The organism is Vibrio sp. 2033 (assembly GCF_033339735.1).
The window spans coordinates 1-16,700 of the sequence record NZ_JAWOVC010000014.1 but is presented as its reverse complement, the minus strand read 5'-3'; the positions used below and the strand labels follow the sequence as shown (position 1 = coordinate 16,700).

General features: G+C 44.7%; 14 protein-coding genes. 3 read left to right on the top strand and 11 right to left on the bottom strand.

Features of this window, described 5'->3' with window-relative positions; genetic code table 11:
* Positions 1-145: 145 nt before the first annotated feature.
* The 3 genes from R7P74_RS16955 to R7P74_RS16945 all read right to left on the bottom strand — a co-directional run bounded on the left by R7P74_RS16955 (position 146) and on the right by R7P74_RS16945 (position 3,038).
* Positions 146-1,195, bottom strand: a complete 1,050-nt coding sequence (locus R7P74_RS16955) for an alcohol dehydrogenase family protein (protein ID WP_017635961.1) — start codon at positions 1,193-1,195, stop codon at positions 146-148.
* Positions 1,192-1,713 (bottom strand): TetR/AcrR family transcriptional regulator, encoded by a 522-nt coding sequence (locus R7P74_RS16950; protein WP_053307056.1) that lies wholly within the window; start codon positions 1,711-1,713, stop codon positions 1,192-1,194. Before R7P74_RS16950 ends, R7P74_RS16955 begins: the two co-directional genes overlap by 4 nt.
* 143 nt (positions 1,714-1,856) lie before the next feature.
* Positions 1,857-3,038, bottom strand: coding sequence for an MFS transporter (locus R7P74_RS16945; protein ID WP_318122988.1), 1,182 nt, complete (start codon positions 3,036-3,038; stop codon positions 1,857-1,859).
* A gap of 159 nt (positions 3,039-3,197) precedes the next feature.
* Between R7P74_RS16945 and R7P74_RS16940 the strand changes: the two genes are divergently transcribed.
* Positions 3,198-4,082 (top strand): LysR family transcriptional regulator, encoded by an 885-nt coding sequence (locus tag R7P74_RS16940; protein WP_005377338.1) that lies wholly within the window; start codon positions 3,198-3,200, stop codon positions 4,080-4,082.
* Between the two features lie 115 nt (positions 4,083-4,197).
* Here R7P74_RS16940 and R7P74_RS16935 read toward each other — a convergent pair whose 3' ends face one another.
* Positions 4,198-5,103, bottom strand: a complete 906-nt coding sequence (locus R7P74_RS16935; RefSeq protein ID WP_086046771.1) for a TIGR03571 family LLM class oxidoreductase — start codon at positions 5,101-5,103, stop codon at positions 4,198-4,200.
* A 132-nt stretch (positions 5,104-5,235) separates the two neighbouring features.
* Positions 5,236-6,141 carry a LysR family transcriptional regulator gene (locus tag R7P74_RS16930; protein ID WP_225474023.1) on the bottom strand — a complete coding sequence of 302 codons (906 nt, stop codon included), beginning with the start codon at positions 6,139-6,141 and terminating at the stop codon, positions 5,236-5,238.
* A gap of 112 nt (positions 6,142-6,253) precedes the next feature.
* Between R7P74_RS16930 and dkgB the strand changes: the two genes are divergently transcribed.
* The gene (dkgB, locus tag R7P74_RS16925) at positions 6,254-7,054 is read left to right on the top strand and encodes a 2,5-didehydrogluconate reductase DkgB (protein ID WP_225474025.1); all 801 of its coding nucleotides are present in this window, start codon (positions 6,254-6,256) and stop codon (positions 7,052-7,054) included.
* A 198-nt stretch (positions 7,055-7,252) separates the two neighbouring features.
* Here dkgB and R7P74_RS16920 read toward each other — a convergent pair whose 3' ends face one another.
* From R7P74_RS16920 to R7P74_RS16895, 6 genes are all read right to left on the bottom strand, one after another.
* Entirely contained in the window at positions 7,253-7,945 is a 693-nt protein-coding gene (locus tag R7P74_RS16920; protein ID WP_318122987.1) for an SDR family oxidoreductase, read from the bottom strand.
* A 106-nt stretch (positions 7,946-8,051) separates the two neighbouring features.
* Positions 8,052-8,750: an IclR family transcriptional regulator gene (locus R7P74_RS16915; RefSeq protein ID WP_017821666.1), complete on the bottom strand. Its 699-nt coding sequence runs from the start codon at positions 8,748-8,750 to the stop codon at positions 8,052-8,054.
* Positions 8,751-8,837: 87 nt separating this feature from the next.
* Positions 8,838-10,808, bottom strand: a complete 1,971-nt coding sequence (locus R7P74_RS16910; RefSeq protein ID WP_042523725.1) for a tetratricopeptide repeat-containing diguanylate cyclase — start codon at positions 10,806-10,808, stop codon at positions 8,838-8,840.
* Between the two features lie 186 nt (positions 10,809-10,994).
* Positions 10,995-11,348: a DUF2750 domain-containing protein gene (locus R7P74_RS16905; RefSeq protein WP_005377352.1), complete on the bottom strand. Its 354-nt coding sequence runs from the start codon at positions 11,346-11,348 to the stop codon at positions 10,995-10,997.
* Between the two features lie 175 nt (positions 11,349-11,523).
* Positions 11,524-12,138 (bottom strand): OmpA family protein, encoded by a 615-nt coding sequence (locus R7P74_RS16900; protein ID WP_005377354.1) that lies wholly within the window; start codon positions 12,136-12,138, stop codon positions 11,524-11,526.
* A gap of 2 nt (positions 12,139-12,140) precedes the next feature.
* Positions 12,141-13,451: a TolC family outer membrane protein gene (locus R7P74_RS16895; RefSeq protein ID WP_017635971.1), complete on the bottom strand. Its 1,311-nt coding sequence runs from the start codon at positions 13,449-13,451 to the stop codon at positions 12,141-12,143.
* A 400-nt stretch (positions 13,452-13,851) separates the two neighbouring features.
* On the opposite strand from R7P74_RS16895, the gene R7P74_RS16890 reads away from it, so the two are divergent.
* Positions 13,852-16,700: tandem-95 repeat protein (locus R7P74_RS16890; protein WP_318122986.1), on the top strand; the 2,849-nt coding region annotated here is incomplete at its 3' end.

The window sequence follows — 16,700 nt, the reverse complement described above, 5'->3', positions numbered from 1 at the left end:
ATTTTTACAAGCTGGCTTAGCGTGATGAAAAGGGATAACAAGCTAAGCCAACCGTAGCGCACTCCTAATTACTGAACATTTTGTAGAATGCTTAAAGGGTTCTCAAATTACAATGACTTGTATAGGTCGTTGTTAATCACAAAAGCTATGTGATTTCCAAAACCAGTTTCCCAATATGTTGCTTGCGTGAAAATACTTCTTGCGCTTGACCTATCTGGTTCAAGGGAAATGACTCCGCGACTAAGGGACGAATTGCGTTCTGTTCGATATAGCGAACTAAGTTACCGAATACTTCTGGTGCCAAAACGGTACAACCAAATAACGCTAGGTCTTTAAGGTAAAGAGTTCTTACATCCAGCTCGACAATTGGGCCGCCTATGGCGCCGGAAACAGCGTATCTTGATCCTGGCTTTAGTACCTGAAGAAATTGTGGCCACTGCTCTCCTGCGACCAAATCAATCACTACGTCAACGCTGTTTTCTCCGAGAGTCGCTGTTAAATTTGCATCGCGAGGGATAACTTGGTTTGCTCCTAATGCCGTGATCTGTTCTTTCTTTTCTGGGCTGGCGATAGCAATGACGTATGCTCCACGCGCCTTCGCCAGTTGGATTGCGGCAGAGCCAACACCACCGGATGCCCCTGAAATCAGTACGGTATCGCTCGCTGTGACATTAGAGCGGACAAGCATGTTCTCGGCAGTTGAATAAGAACAAGGGAAGGAGGCCAAGTCGATATCCGATAAACTACTATTCACAGCATATGCATGTTTACTGTCAACAACAGTGAACTGAGCAAAGCCACCATCACATTCTGAACCGAAGTACCAAGGCGAGCTAAGTGCTTGACTGTGGAAGCGCGTAATACATGGTTCGATAAGCACACGCTGACCGATTCGTGATGGGCAGATATTCTCACCAACAGCGACGATGGTACCGCATACATCGGCACCTTGGATTCGAGGGAGAGATAGCGCGTCTCCTGACCAACTTGCATCCATGCTATTGGCGTCGTTTTTAGAATACCATGCTGTTCGGGTATTGATGTCGGTGTTATTGACTCCGGCGGCGGCAACTTGGATCAATACATCATCAGGCGAGGGGACTGGTACAGGTAGATCATCGCGGTAACGAAGCATATCTGGCCCACCATGACCGATAAGTTGGACGCCTTTCATGACTTTCGGGATTGTGGTCATTGATTGTTCTCCTTCATTAGTTCTAGCAGAGTGCGTTCAGCGGATGCAAAGGCAGCGTGACCGAGAACCGGCCATGCGTTGGATAGACCTTCATGTAACAAGAAGAGTGTGGTTGCGAGGTCTTCTCGCTGACTTAGTTGGCCCATAAGCTGACGGACCGCCAATTTGTGTTGTTTTACTGCTTGATTAATTGATAGATTTTCTGGATAGGCTGCTAATGCATTGATGGACATGCAGCCATTCGGTGCAAACTCCTTCATCCAATCCTCGAGGCGAGTGAATAGGTGTAATACAGCCGGTGTTCCATTGGCAGGGGCGTCTTCGAGCAAAAAACTCAAATACCTTTGATGGCGATGCTCGAGAGCTGCAACAATCATCGCTTCCTTGGAGGGGTAGTATTTGTACAGGGTTCTCAGGCTGACTTCGCAGGCGTTTTTGAGTTGGGGTACGCTAGGCTCGGCGAAGCCATACTGACTGAATGCTTTTTCTAGGCTTGCTGCGATTTTTTCTTTCACTATTTGATACACCAGGTAGAACGTTTGTTTTACTTAAGGGTAGAATAAACTTTCTACCTCAGTCAATGGTGTATTTAAACTCTGTATTGAAAGCCCGACGTAATGCCGGGCTAACTTAAGTGATTTTTATCGATTTGGAACGTGAATCAGTGTGCCGTTGCGGGCTGCTCTCCACGCTTGTCTAGCATTCCGCTGAAACGGGTTAGTAGTAGAGCACCTAATACTACGATCGCGCCAATCCAAGGTGTGTGCATCAGCCCAGCATTGGCCACGATAAGGCCACCACCCCAAGAACCCAGTGCAATACCTACGTTAAATGCAGCAATGTTGAGACCAGAAGCGACGTCGACTGCATCAGGTGAATATTTCTCTGCTAGTTTGACAACATAAACTTGAAGCCCTGGAACGTTACCAAAGGCAAACGCACCCCAGACAAGAATGGTCACTACTGCAGAAATTGGATTAAATGCTGTGACACTAAACACGAGCAATACCACAATTAGGCCCGAGAAAATGGCTGTCAGAGCTTTGATTGGCCCCATAGAGTCGGCCATCTTTCCGCCCCAGATGTTGCCGAATGCGACTGATAAACCATAAACCAACATAATTAGGCTGATAGCGCTAGAGCCAAACCCCGATACTTCTTCCAAAATAGGAGCCAAGTAAGTGAAGGCAGTGAACGTACCACCGTAACCGAGCGCGGTGATTGCGTACACCAAAAGTAGACGAGGCTGAGTCAAGACTTTTACTTGCGATGACAGCTTGGTTGCTGGTGGTTGTTTCAGATTACTCGGCACTAGCAGAGCGCTTCCTATCAGTGCGATGATTCCAAGGATCGCGACGATTAGGAAGGTTGCCTGCCAACCAAATGTCTGGCCAATCCAGGTGCCAAGTGGCACGCCCGTCACTAGAGCTACGGTCAGACCGGTAAACATAATAGCAATTGCGCTAGCGGCTTTTTCTTTTGACACTAGGCCAGTGGCGATAGTCGAGCCGATCGAAAAGAACACACCGTGTGCAAGCCCGGTCAGTATCCTTGCTGTAACTAGTGTGTTGTATCCAGGTGCTTGCCAGGCTAACAGATTGCCAAGAACAAACAGTGCCATAACAGAAAGCAGAACGTACTTTCTTTTCCAGTTACCAGTCAGCGCTGTTAAAACGGGAGCACCAACCGCAACACCAAGTGCGTACAGGCTAACTAAAAGACCCGCTGAAGGTAATGATACGTTGAGGTCGGAGGCCATAGTCGGTATCAGACCGACAATTACAAACTCCGTGGTTCCAATAGCAAAGGCGCTCAGCGTCAATGCAAGTAAAGCTAAAGGCATAACAACTCTCTCTTATAATCATTGAATATGAATGGATAAACGAATAGCCCGTTTCCATGTCGTGTATTATTAAAGAGTTATTCGTTGCGAAAAATGGTGTTTATTACAAAATACTTTTGTTATAAATGATGGAAGTGCGCAGTTAAGAAAGGGGATGAAATGTTAACCCGATCAGATGAATTAGAGATTCTTATGGCAGTTGTGGATAGTGGTGGATTTTCTTCCGCTGCTGATGCACTAGGTATTCAAGTCGCTAGGGTATCTCGTGCGGTTAGTAAAGTTGAATCACAGCTGGGGGTAACCTTGCTGAATCGCACGACACGCAGAGTGGAAGTTACTGAGGAAGGGCATCAGTTTGTTGAAGCGGTTCGCTTAGGTTTACTACAAATACAGCAAGCTGAAGAAGAGATCATTACACGAGGTGAATTACCCAAGGGGCGCTTAAGAGTTGATGCCGCTAGCCCATTTGTTTTACATCAACTCGTGCCGTTAATTCAGCCATTTAAAGAGGCTTATCCTGATATTCAACTCGATCTTACCTCTAATGAGGGTTTTGTGGATCTATTGGAAAAAAGAACCGATGTGGCGATACGTATTGGACGATTATCGGATTCAACACTGCATGCTAAACCTTTAGGAACAAGCCCACTATTTATCGTTGCCACGCCTGGTTATTTATCTAAACGAGGTTTCCCTGAAGCGGTGAGCGATTTGCGCAGTCATAACTTGATCGGTTTTTCTGGCGCTAAAGTGTTAAATCAGTGGCCATTACGAGGGTTTGAGATGATAGAGCCTGATATCCTATCCAGCAGTGGTGAAACGGTTAGACAGTTAGTGCTGGCAGGGAACGGCATTGCATGTTTATCTGGCTTTATGGTGAAAGATGATCTTGATTCTGGACGGTTAGTGGCATTGTTTGAATCGGAAAAAATCACAAATACTGGACGAGAACAGGTCAATGCTGTGTTCTACAAATCTTCTTCAGTCTCTAAGCGTATTTCCGCGTTCATCGACTTTATTCAACCAAGACTTACTTTAAAATAACACTATTATTGTTGTTTTAACAAAAGAGTTTTGTCGTTATTGCAGCTTTTGTTTTTCCAACTGCTAAGCCTAGCGTGCCACCCCTTAGTAAGGTGGCACATATTTTTATTTGCTCTTAGTTAAAGCGTGGCAACACGTACTGAGCGATCTGTTCCATTGATTTATCAATTGGTTGGCTATTACGACGGAAATGCAACCCGATGTGATTGACTCCTGCTTCTTGCATTTTTTCTAGCTCATCGCTCAAGCCATTGACTCCGGCCTGGATACCAAAATGATGCCGAACGACTGGTGCATTTGGGTTATCGACTAAATCAAGATGAATAAAGCTGGCGTAGGGTTTGTTTCCCGCTACGGAGCGCCAAAGTGCAACGCGGTGTTCATGATCATCAGGTGTGCCTGGGTAGGCGAGCCAGCCGTCTAGGTTTTCTCCTATCCATTGTGGACTTTGCTGCGCTAACCCTGCGACATAGATAGGAATATCAGCAAACTCGGGTAATAACTGTAGATCGTTACCCAGCTTATCATTTTGCGTATCTTTCAAAATCTCTACACTTTCTCGAAAAGCTGAGCCACGGCTGTCAAAGTTGGCATTAAAAACGGGATATTCACTAGGGCGGTCTCCACTAGCCACACCGAGTATCAGGCGGTCACCACTTAACTCGTTGATGGTCGCAGCGGCTTTTTTCACTAGCCAAGGTTGTCTTAACGGTAATACTATCGCTGCTGTCCCTAGTAGAATGTTGTCGGTGCACGCAGAGAGATAGCCAAGATAACTGAACGGTTCATAAATTTGTGCCGCGTCTCCAAAGTTAGGGTCGTACAACGGGACATCTCTCACCCACGCTACGTTAAAGCCTAACTTATCGGCTAACATAATACGCTGTTTATGTGCACTCATGTCTGGTACGCCGAACGGTTTTCGTTGGAGCAGGCGTTTTTTCTGGCCTTCTTGGGTCCAGTCATTATCTAGGGGGAGCTCAACCCCGATGGTGAATCTGTTACTTAAATCTTTATGCATTATGAAGCCTGACTATTACTTTGAGTACTAGGAGGCAAGGTGCCTCCCTGATATTCAGGACACTATGAGATTTTTGTTGTGAGAAAAAGCGGCAAAAAGACAAAAGTGTTTTGCCACAAACAGCGGTGGTCTTTAAAGGAACTGGTGGTTCTCTACCTTGATTTCTTGCTTGATGAAGTCAATAAAAGAGCTGATCCGGCGTGAGGTACTGGCATTTTTGTAATACACCGCATGAACGGGCTGTTCGACATTATGCGTGTGTTCACTAAGCACGCCCACTAAGCGACCAGCTTGTCGGTCAGAGTAGGTCATAAAGTCAGACAGGCAAGCTATCCCCGCACCATGTAAGGCTAAACATCTTAGCGTCTCGCCATTATCAGATCTTAGGCTACTCATAATACGCAGAAGTTTGTTCTTATCATCCATGATCGGCCATTCCTTAAGATACTCCGGCTTGTTGAATCCAAGTAGCTTGTGATTGAGTAACTGATCTATTGAGGTTGGAGTACCATGTTGTCTTAAATACTCTGGACTCGCGACGATTCGAATCCGACTTTTACCAAGAAATATCGCGCGCATGGTTGAGTTTTGTAGCTCACCGATACGAAAAGCAATATCGGTTTTTGTTCCCAAAAGGCTAATATTTTCCTCATTGGAATTGAGATCGATTTCGACTTCTGGATAGAAGCTCTGATATTTAGCAATGTGCGGCGTTAGTACGTGCAGTAAGAACGGGGTAGCTGCGTTTATTCGTAGGAGGCCAGAAGGCTTATATTTCTGGCTTTTCAGTTGTGCTTCGGCATTCTCTACTGCTTCTACAATATGTCTGACTTTATCGAGGTATATCGTTCCTTCATTAGTAACATCTAACTTACGGGTTGTGCGATTTAACAAGGTCGTTTCGAGTTTGGCTTCTAGCCGAGATACCGATCGACTCACCGCCGAGACGGTCATCGATAACAGTTCAGCCGCAGAGCTGATTGAACCCGTATCGACCACGGCCATAAAGGTGCGCATTTCATCTAGAGTAGCTTTCATTGTTGAATATATTTCAAATTAGATTTGAGTATTGTTAACTTTACGGAAAGTTTCTTGCGGCGTAAAGTTTTGCTTCGAATCAACTATAAAATCGATAATTCAGGAGATTTAGATGAAAGTACCATCATTTGGCGTCGGCACGTTTCGTTTAGAGGGTGAAGTAGTTAAGGATTCAGTCCGTAATGCGTTAGAAGTGGGTTACCGCGTAATTGATACTGCACAGATTTACGGTAATGAGGCAGAAATCGGTGAAGTATTGACACAGTCCGGTATTGCACGTGATGAGCTATTCATTACGACCAAGATCTGGGTTGATAACATGAACACGGAACAACTCATTCCAAGTCTAAAAGAGAGCTTAGAAAAGCTAAATACAGATTATGTGGATTTGACCTTGATCCATTGGCCTGGCAATAACAATAACTTGAACGAATACATGGCTTCATTACTTGAAGCTAAATCGCAAGGGTTAACCCGTAATATTGGCGTATCCAACTTTAATATTGACTTGTTGCAACAAGCGATAGAAGTGGTCGGTAAAGAGAATATTGTTACTAACCAAATCGAGCTTAGCCCTTATTTGCAAAATCGTAAGTTGGTCAGCTTCATGCAGGAAAACGATATTCAGGTAACGTCTTACATGACCTTGGCATATGGGAAAGTACTTGGGGACCCAACTATTGCAGGTATTGCTGAGGACTATCAGGCCACGCCAGCTCAAGTCGTGCTTGCTTGGGCTTTGTCAAAAGGTTACGCGGTGATCCCGTCTTCAACTAAACGAGAGAATTTAGCAAGTAACCTGAAAGCACTTGAACTTAATCTGAGTGAAGAGGCGATTGCAAAGATAGATGCGTTGGAAAGAAATGGCCGCGAAGTAAACCCTGAAGGGCTAGCGCCTGAGTGGGATGATTGAGTGAGTTTCACGGGAAATCATTGCCTAAATGACACCTCTGCAATCGCTGACTTCCTCAGCGTTTGACGGTAGTAAAACACCATAGACGATAACGGCTCGCTTGTCTGACGATAGTGCGAGCTTTTATCTTTTTGGCCTATTGGTTTACTGTATTCTCCCGGCCTTCAATTTGGCCGGGAGACGTCATTTAGAGAACAGTTACCATTCGATTGTAGAGCCATCAAATACGCGGAAGCTTCCGGATTGCTCAAGTGTTAGCTGTTCTGCGACCGAAACAATGCCTGCAACACTTTCCTCGGCAGAAAAGGTTGCGTCCTCACCGCCCATATCGGTTTTTACCCAGCCGGGATGAACTGCGACAGTTTTTACTCCTTGCGATTCGAGGTTGCGTGCTGCTGATACTAGAACCTGATTAAGCGCTGCTTTAGATGCTCGATAACTGTACATGTTACCTGAACTGTTATCGCTTAAACTCGCAACTCGGGTTGAGATTCCCACGATGGTTTTGTGCTGACTTTTCGCAACGTTGTCTTGTAGGGCTTGAATTAGCAGGGCAGGTGCGACGGTATTTATGTTTAGTACTTCTAGCCATTTTTTCTGGGTCATTTCGCCAAGCGTTGCACACTCTTCGCCTAATACACCTGCATTCAGAATTAAATGATCGAGCGGACGATCCGCTAATTGAGTGGCTAACTGATCGATATCTTGTTGGTTAGTGACGTCTAGAGCCATCAGTTGAAGTTGATTAGATTGGGTTACTAGTTCATTGAGCTGCTTAGCATTTTCTGGTGAACGACAAGTTGCGATAACTTGCCAACCTTTTCCAAGGTAGTGGCGGACAAATTGCAAGCCTAAGCCACGGTTAGCGCCGGTGATTAATACAGTAGACATCGCTTCTCCTACGTTGTTGAGTTGAACAACGACCATATTAGAGGCGACGTATAAGCATGTAATCAAAACAGTATAAAAATGGCCTAGGATTCGACATTGTCAAATCTTAAAATTTGAGAAAGATGCTGGCAAAGTGTTTTAGCCTAGTGACCGTCAGTTCGGAGGCAGCACCGCTGACACCTGCAACAGCAACGACCTTACCATCCAAGTAAAGGGGGATCGCTAAGCAATTGAGGTTTGGCTCTGCCTCTTCTAAATCGAGTGCGTAACCTGATAATACAACCTGATTAAGTTCAGTTTCTAACGTCGGGGATATTTGGCTTTCAAGGCGCAATGTTCGGCGAAGCTCATCATCAAAACTAAGAAAAACCTTGCCGATCGCAGATGTTGTGAGTCCTTCTCGTTTCCCTCTCGGGCTACGGATAGTAAGAGGGTTATCCTGCTCTATAGCATCGATATACAAGTACTCTTTAGCGCCACTTTGTACAGCGAGGTAAGCAGTGTTGTTAGTCATTTGGGCCATTTTTTTCAGCAATGGAACAAAATGTTGTCGGATAGCTTCGTTTTTTTGTTCAATCGGCTTAGACAGTTCATAGCATCTAAACCCTAGGCTGTAGCTATGGTTGTGTTTGGATACATATCCAAGAGAGTGTAGAGTCGCAAGTAACCCGTGAACAGTCGTCTTATTTAACTGGATCGCATTACTGATCGTCTGTAATGATAGGGGAGACTCACTCATCGAGAGCAACTCGAGGATTAGAAAACCTCGCTCTAGAGACTGAATGTTTTTTCTTGCCTTGGGCACAAAGACTCCTTGATGATGGTGTTGCATCTGAATGGCTTACTGATGCTTCCACCTATAACAAACCACTACGCTGGTGGTTTGGCTTTATTAGAGAATATACTCAGCACTTAAACTGATCGGCTCGTTGTATGCGTCCACAAGGGAGTTTTTTCCTTGCTTCTTAGCATTGTATAACGCTTGGTCTAATATCGAATAGAGCTCATCAAAGTTGGTGAGTGGCATTGAGGTTGATAGATAGGCCAGACTCGCAGATATATTCAATTGATGGTTATTAAGCGAATGTACACTCTTTTCTGAAATTGTTTTATGCAGACTTTGTATTCTAAAGGGAACGTCAATCTCATCGACGTTTTTCAATAGCAAGATAAACTCTTCTCCACCTAAACGACCCAAGTAATCTCCCTTATTAAGTTTAGCTTTAAGCGCTTTGCATACCTGTTGTAGTACTAAGTCGCCAGTCGGATGACCATACTGATCATTAATCGCCTTAAAGTCATCTAGATCGATTAATGCTAGAACGTAGCGGAAGTCTCCTTCAGCTTTGGAGGTTTGGCTTTTAATCGTCTCTATAATTGCCGCTCTGTTTAATGCACACGTTAAGCTGTCTATTTTGGCTTTTAAGCGTGTTTGTCGCTGAACCATCAATGCCAGAGCGAGGAGAACCAATAAACAGAAAACAACAAAATTATAAGTGCGTTGTTGGTCTGTGAGTTTTTCAAACTGGTACTGACTTAGAAGAGTTTCGTTGTTCAACTGCGCGACTTGTAGATCATATTCATACTCTTTTTTAGTGAGATCTAGTGCCTCTAACGCCTTGATATTACTCGCGTCTCGGTTCGTTAGTTCAATCGTCGAGTAGGCCTTGTGATGCTCCAGCGCCTTTTTGTAATCATTTTGAGCTTGGTATGCTTTTGAGAGGAGTAATTGGGCTTGCGCTTGCAATAAGGGCCTAGCGTTTTTTACCGCTAATCTTAACGCTATTGTACTGTGTTCAATCGATTTTTCGGGTGTATGGTTCTTTAAATATGCCAATCCAGCAGCCAAATGACCCTCTGTTTCAAGGTGCGTATTCTCATAAGTTTGGGCAATGTTTAATGCTCTTCCAATGTAATCTACCGCGGTATCCAATTGCCCAGAATCGGCCAAAGCAGCAGATAACCCTAAATAGGTCAACCCTTGCCCGTATGGGTAATGAAGTTGTTCGAGAATCGTTAATGCATTTTTGTAGTGGCTGATGGACTTATCGAGTTCTTTGGATTTTCTGTACATCGCTCCTAGACTATGTTCGACTTGCGCAACTTCAAGAGGTGTCCCTTCATCTTGGCGAACCAGTAAGGCTTGAATGAGATATTGCTCTGATTGTTCAAATTGCCCCAGCTCTGCAAGTAAATTGCCGACGTCATTGTAAATCCCTGAAGGATCGCTTTGCGTCGACATGTTGGCCATCAACTGTCGATACAAACTTAAGGCTTTTTCATAGTCACCGCGGTAATTGTAGTTATTTGCTACCACGCGCAAAGCAAGATCAACAGGGAAGTTTTCTTGATGCTTATGATTTAAGTGGCTCTCTAAGGATGAGCAATAAAAGTTTGCTTTGTGATAACGACCTTGTTGATTCAGCGTATAACAAAGTTGATAGTTCATCAGAGCCTTGCCTTCGGAATCGGATATTTTCTTCATTGTCTGTCGCAAAGAAGAAAAGCTATCTACTGAGGCCTCGTAACTACCATGCTTACGTTCATTTAAGGCAAGAATATATTCTGATTCTAATTGAGAAAAATGGTTGTCTAAGACTTGACTGCTGCCGTAGTAAGGCTGATTTATGTTTGACATATATTCATAAATCAATCCACTTACGTAGAGCTTTTCGCTGTCCGATTTCGCTGTATGGTAGCGATCTTGAAGCATGCTCAATGCCGACTCAGGGTTGCTTCGTAGTGTGGTTTGGTAGACAGAGTGCCACTGTGTGATATTTTGGTTTGGTTCAATATCTTGAGTGTCGCTTGCATATACTGGAGTGAGCAAAAGTGACGCAAGCAAAGGATAGAGCACGCGCATGTTTAAACGAGCCTTTAATTTAAGGTGCCTTTAAAGTTGAGTTATCATAGCGCTTTTAACGCATCAGCGTTGTGATTAAGTTGGGTGTACTAAGAAAAAGAGTAGTAAAACTATGCACTTGGTCGAGATATTGAAAGAAGAGGCATAAAAAGAAAGACCTCAACATAAAGTTGAGGTCAGAAATCTTTAATCAATGTAAAGCTTTGCTAGATCTTGAGGCTCCATTTCTTTGCCTTCTAACTGATCGTTCCAGTTAGTTCCAACAAGAACACCATCTTCAGCAAGAGTCAAAAGCCAATCTTCAACAAAGATATCTAATGGGATTTCTAGTACAGTAAAATCTGCCCATTCTTCAACATTATGTGCTTCTGCATCTTCTTTAGAAGACCAGAAAGGCATGACTTCGCTGTTTTCGAATTCAGTTGAATCGCAAGATAGCCAACCTTCTTCATTGCGTAAACCCCAAACCAATTGGTTTTCTTTCGTTTCTGCAACAAAAAGGTCAAGGTTCGCTTGGATATCTGATGTAAGTTTGCTCATTTCAAAACTCTCGTTGTTATGACGTGGCTAGAGTAACACTAAAGTGCCGATTCCTAAAGCATAATACGGTTGTCGAAATGAGTAAAAATAAAGGAGCCGAAGCTCCTTTTCTGAGGTTAAGTATTCACTCGTTTTTGTTTGCTTTATGCTTGCAGAGCAAACAAAAACAGGTACTTTACCTTTCTGGAAGAGTTGTGAATATTGTCCACTCTCTTTTTATCTCGCCTTTGTAACCAACGACTGATGCGGTTACTCGACGATTTAAAGCATGGCTGACTTCATCGGTCCCTTGCTGTGCTAAGTGAGTGTCACCAAAACCAACAATGCGGACTCTACTCGGTTCGATGTCGTAGCTTAGTAGGGCTTCACGGACATTGCGTGCTCGTCTTTCAGAAAGATCTTGGTTATGCTTTGAACCACCAACTTTACTAGCATAGCCGTGCAGCTCTATCGAAGTAGTAGGGTACTCTTTTAAAAAGTCGGAAAGCTCTCGGACTTGTCTTCTGAAGACTGGATTGATCTCATCAGAGTCGTTAGCAAAAAGTATCCGCACTTGCATGTTATCTGATGCTTTAATGTATTCTCCACAACCGTCGTTGTCGACCTCTGAGCCTTCAGGTGTACCTGGACACATATCTCGAGCATTGATGACACCATCGTTGTCGTCATCTTGCAAATCTGCTATTTGTTCTGCATTTGGTACAGGACGATACTCATATTCGTCTTCAGCAACAACGTGTTGAGTGATGGCGAGCATACCCAATGCAAATAGAATCTTCACTGGTTTCATGATCAGTACTCCACCTTTTCATTCCATTCTGTAGGTACATCGACACGCAAGGCATTTAACAATTGGCCAGTCGCGTTCATAACGCGGTACTTGGCGTACTGCTCTGAGTATCGAGCATCCAAGTAGTTCTTTCTTGCTTCGAAAAGTTCGTTTTCAGTATTTAACAAGTCCAGCAGAGTGCGTTTTCCAATGCGATACTGCTTTTCGTAGGCGATGACAGTTTCAGAGGCCGAATCTACGTGATCCGCTAGGAACTCTTTTTGTTGAAGTGTTAAATCTAACGCACTCCAAGATAGACGAAGACCTTCTTCTACTTGGCGGTATGCACGTTCTCTTAGGTCTTTTGCTTTATTTAGTTGGTAGGCAAAACTTTCAGCGTTGGCTACGTCACTACCACCGTTAAAGAGGTTGTAACGCATACGTAACATTGCTGTTGTCTCTTCGCTGCTTCCTTCGATACCGCTTGCATCATCACGCCATGTTTGAGCCGCTTCTACCGATATCGTTGGGTAGTAAGTTCCCTTAGATTGCTTGTATTGGAACTTTGCAGAGTCCACATCAGCTACCGAAATTTTGATTACTGGATGTGACTCGAATGCCAAGTCAATCGCTTCATCGATGGTGTAGGGAATAAAGTTTTGGTCCGCTCTTGGGAAAATCAATCCTTGTGGTGACTGTCCGACAAGGCGTGTAAAGGTGGTGTGGCTGTCATATAAGTTGTTCTGAGCTGCCACCAAGTTACCGTGAGCCTTTGCTAAACGAGCCTCTACCTGGGTTAGGTCTGCTGTAGAACCGATACCTGAGTTAACTCGCTTTTTAATGTCTTCATAGATCTTCTTATGCACTTTCAAGTTATTCTCGGAAAGTGTAAGAATTTCATAAGCTTTTACTGAGTCTAAATAAACTTTCGCGACTTCTAGAGCGGTGTCTTGGGCATCAGCTAGAAGTTGATAACGGACCGATTCAGCATCAGCTGCTGTTCGATCCATATCATTAAGTGTCGCTGAGCCATCCCATATTAGCTGGGTTAGTGTCACGGTGGCTTCTTTTCTTGTCAGATCGGTTGAATCTCGCCCTGACTCTGCGGGTTTGATTCCTTCGTAACCGATACCGGCATCTAAGTCTACGGATGGGAGGTAAGCACCACCAGATGCTTCATTCACATACTGCTTGCTAACGAATTCATTGAACGCACTTTTGATGTCAGGATTGGTTTTTAATGTGTTTTCAACCGCTTGCTCTAGCGTTTGCCCAAAAGCATGACTAGCGGTGAACATACCAATACAAAAGGCGTTGGCACGAGTCCACTTCACTGTGATTCTCCTAGATAATGGTAAAAATTCTCGAGGTGATAGGGCTTATAAGTGGAATACTTATAAGGGCGTCAATAATTTAGCGCACAATAACATTAATATGCGATGAAGTAACCTGTTGATTCGCTGTTCATTTGTTTCAATTTTGATAAATCAACCTACTAAATCTGCCTGAAACTTGAATTAAGATCTCAAATTAAAGATGAAGGTAATAGCTAGGAACGTGTGTCCAGATTTTAATAAAATAAAACACTTATGCATCTGGATTCTTATTGATGTATGACACATAATTACTTTATTGAGCATCAAATTGCTGTTATTGCACTATATATTCGGGCAATATATAGCAAATTAGTATTGTTAGTCAAAAACTTGACAGTTATTTAGGGTTAAGGTTTATATGGATCGTACAGCATTAGTGCCACTCGGTAATCAAGTCGTCGTAATAGGTTTGGATGGGCAGCTGAGAGTCCTTGCAGAAGGACAGCAGCCTCTACCAGGTGAAGTGATAGTGGCAATGACAGATGCTGCGCCTCAAGACCTGAAAATTCAGCTTGCTCAAGAGCAAGGTTTAAAAGATATTTCAGACGATGTAGCACAGATTATTAGTGCTATTGAGCAAGGTCAAGACCCTTCTGCTATTGATGAAGAACTCGCACCTGCAGCGGGTGAAAATAGTGGCTCCAGTTTGCAAAATAGTGCCACGATTGTACGAGATGGTACTGAAGTGCTAGCCTCAACAAACTTTGAAACTATTGGCCTAGAATCCCTCGGCTTATCTGAAACACAAGCGTTGACCTTAAATGACTTCTTCACAACAGGTATCGAGACAAGTGGGGATGGCTCAAGTAAGCCACTTACTAATTCTCCAGTGACATTAAGCGCTGTTGAGGAAGATAGCGATCCAATCACGATAACTACTGAAGAATTACTATCTAATGTCAATATTGATGATGCCGATACTCTTGTCATTACAAACGTCACTATTGAGAGTGGGAATGGCACCTTAATTGATAACAGCGATGGATCTTGGACTTACATTCCAGAGGCTGATGATGACACTGAAGTGTCATTCTCCTATGACATTATTGATAACGATGGCGGTGTTATTAATGGCACTGCTAACTTAGATATTACGCCTGTTAATGACGCGCCAATAGCAACTAATGATGCGATTCAAACTGACGAGGATTCCCAGGTTGTAATTGATGTGCTCGCTAACGACAGTGATATTGAAGGTGATGATTTAATCATTACCTCTGCTTCTGTACCAGAAGAGCAAGGTATCGTTGAGATTATCGATGGTAAGCTTGTTTTCACTCCGGCTGAAAATTTCAACGGTAATGCAACGATTAGCTACACCATCTCAGATGGTGAGTTAGAGGATGAAGCCCAAGTTTCGGTAACAGTAAACTCAGTTAACGATGCGCCTATTGCCTCTAATGATACAACAATTACAGAGGAAGATAGCTCAGTAACGATTGATGTCCTGCCAAACGACACCGACATTGATGGTGATACGCTGTCTATCCAATCGGCATCTGTGCCGAGTGACCAAGGTACAGTTGAAATTGTTGACGGCAAGTTGGTCTTCACACCGGCTGAGAACTTCAATGGTGACGCCGAAATCACTTACACCGTCACCGATGGTTCGCTGACCGACCAAGCGACGGTCAACGTCACCGTGAATGCGGTGAACGACACGCCTGTGGTTGAAAGCAACATTGCAGACCAAACCTTGGCGGAAGATTTCACGCCATACAGCATCGATCTGAATACCGCTTTCAGCGATGTAGATAACGTGGATGGCGAGCTGAGCTTCAGCGTTTCTGGCAACAGCAACATTCAAGTGGCGATCGTCAATGGCATTGCTACGTTCACTCCAACTGCGGACTGGAACGGCTCTGAAGCATTGACCTTTACTGCTACCGATCCAAGCGGTGAAAGCGTTAGCCAAACGGTGAACTTTACGGTTGCGCCAGTGGCGGACATCGTGGCAGACAAAGCGACGGTCGTGGAAGACACGCCAACCATCATCAAGGTCTTAGGTAACGACACGTTTGAAGGCGACGACAAAGTGGTGTCGCTGGATACCAATAACGGTCCAGCCAATGGCACGGTCTCGGTCAACCCGGACGGCAGCGTCACTTACACGCCAAACGACAACTACCACGGCACAGACAGCTTCACCTACATCGTCACATCTGGGGGCGTCAGTGAATCCACCACGGTGAACGTCGATGTCACACCAGTGAACGATGCGCCAGTGGCAAAAGATGACACGGCGATTACTGACGAAGACACGCCAGTGACGATTGATGTCCTGCCAAACGATACTGACATTGATGGCGATACGCTGTCTATCCAATCGGCGTCTGTGCCGAGTGACCAAGGTACAGTTGAAATTGTTGACGGCAAGTTGGTCTTCACACCGGCTGAGAACTTCAATGGTGACGCCGAAATCACTTACACCGTCACCGATGGTTCGCTGACCGACCAAGCGACGGTCAACGTCACCGTGAATGCGGTGAACGACACGCCTGTGGTTGAAAGCAACATTGCAGACCAAACCTTGGCGGAAGATTTTACGCCATACAGCATCGATCTGAATACGGCCTTCAGTGATGTGGATAACGCCGATGGTGAGTTAACGTTTAGCGTTTCTGGTAATAGCAACATTCAAGTGGCGATCGTCAATGGCATTGCTACGTTCACTCCAACCGCAGACTGGAATGGCTCAGAAACCCTAACCTTTACCGCCACCGATCCAAGCGGTGAAAGCGTTAGCCAAACGGTGAACTTCACAGTGGCGCCTGTGGCAGATATTGAATCTGACCGTGCGACGGTTGTGGAAGACACACCAACCATCATCAAGGTTTTAGGTAACGACACGTTCGAAGGCGACGACAAAGTGGTGTCGCTGGATACCAATAACGGTCCAGCCAACGGCACGGTCTCGGTCAACCCGGATGGCAGCGTCACTTACACGCCGAATGACAACTACCATGGGGCTGACAGCTTCACCTACATCGTTACGTCGGGTGGGGTATCAGAGTCCACCACGGTGAACGTCGATGTGACGCCAGTCAATGATGCGCCAGTGGCAAAAGATGATACAGCTGTTACTGACGAAGACACGCCAGTGACGATTGATGTCCTGCCAAATGACACTGATATTGATGGCGATAAGCTGTCGATTGACTCGGCATCTGTGCCGAGTGACCAAGGTACAGTCGAGATTGTTGACGG

Bases quoted from the DNA above. Each gene is read 5' to 3' on its own strand.
- R7P74_RS16955 (WP_017635961.1), bottom strand. From the start codon at position 1,195: ATGACCACAATCCCGAAAGTCATGAAAGGCGTCCAACTTATCGGTCAT.
- R7P74_RS16945 (WP_318122988.1), bottom strand. From the start codon at position 3,038: ATGCCTTTAGCTTTACTTGCATTGACGCTGAGCGCCTTTGCTATTGGA.
- R7P74_RS16940 (WP_005377338.1), top strand. From the start codon at position 3,198: ATGTTAACCCGATCAGATGAATTAGAGATTCTTATGGCAGTTGTGGAT.
- R7P74_RS16935 (WP_086046771.1), bottom strand. From the start codon at position 5,103: ATGCATAAAGATTTAAGTAACAGATTCACCATCGGGGTTGAGCTCCCC.
- R7P74_RS16930 (WP_225474023.1), bottom strand. From the start codon at position 6,141: ATGAAAGCTACTCTAGATGAAATGCGCACCTTTATGGCCGTGGTCGAT.
- dkgB (WP_225474025.1), top strand. From the start codon at position 6,254: ATGAAAGTACCATCATTTGGCGTCGGCACGTTTCGTTTAGAGGGTGAA.
- R7P74_RS16920 (WP_318122987.1), bottom strand. From the start codon at position 7,945: ATGTCTACTGTATTAATCACCGGCGCTAACCGTGGCTTAGGCTTGCAA.
- R7P74_RS16910 (WP_042523725.1), bottom strand. From the start codon at position 10,808: ATGCGCGTGCTCTATCCTTTGCTTGCGTCACTTTTGCTCACTCCAGTA.
- R7P74_RS16905 (WP_005377352.1), bottom strand. From the start codon at position 11,348: ATGAGCAAACTTACATCAGATATCCAAGCGAACCTTGACCTTTTTGTT.
- R7P74_RS16900 (WP_005377354.1), bottom strand. From the start codon at position 12,138: ATGAAACCAGTGAAGATTCTATTTGCATTGGGTATGCTCGCCATCACT.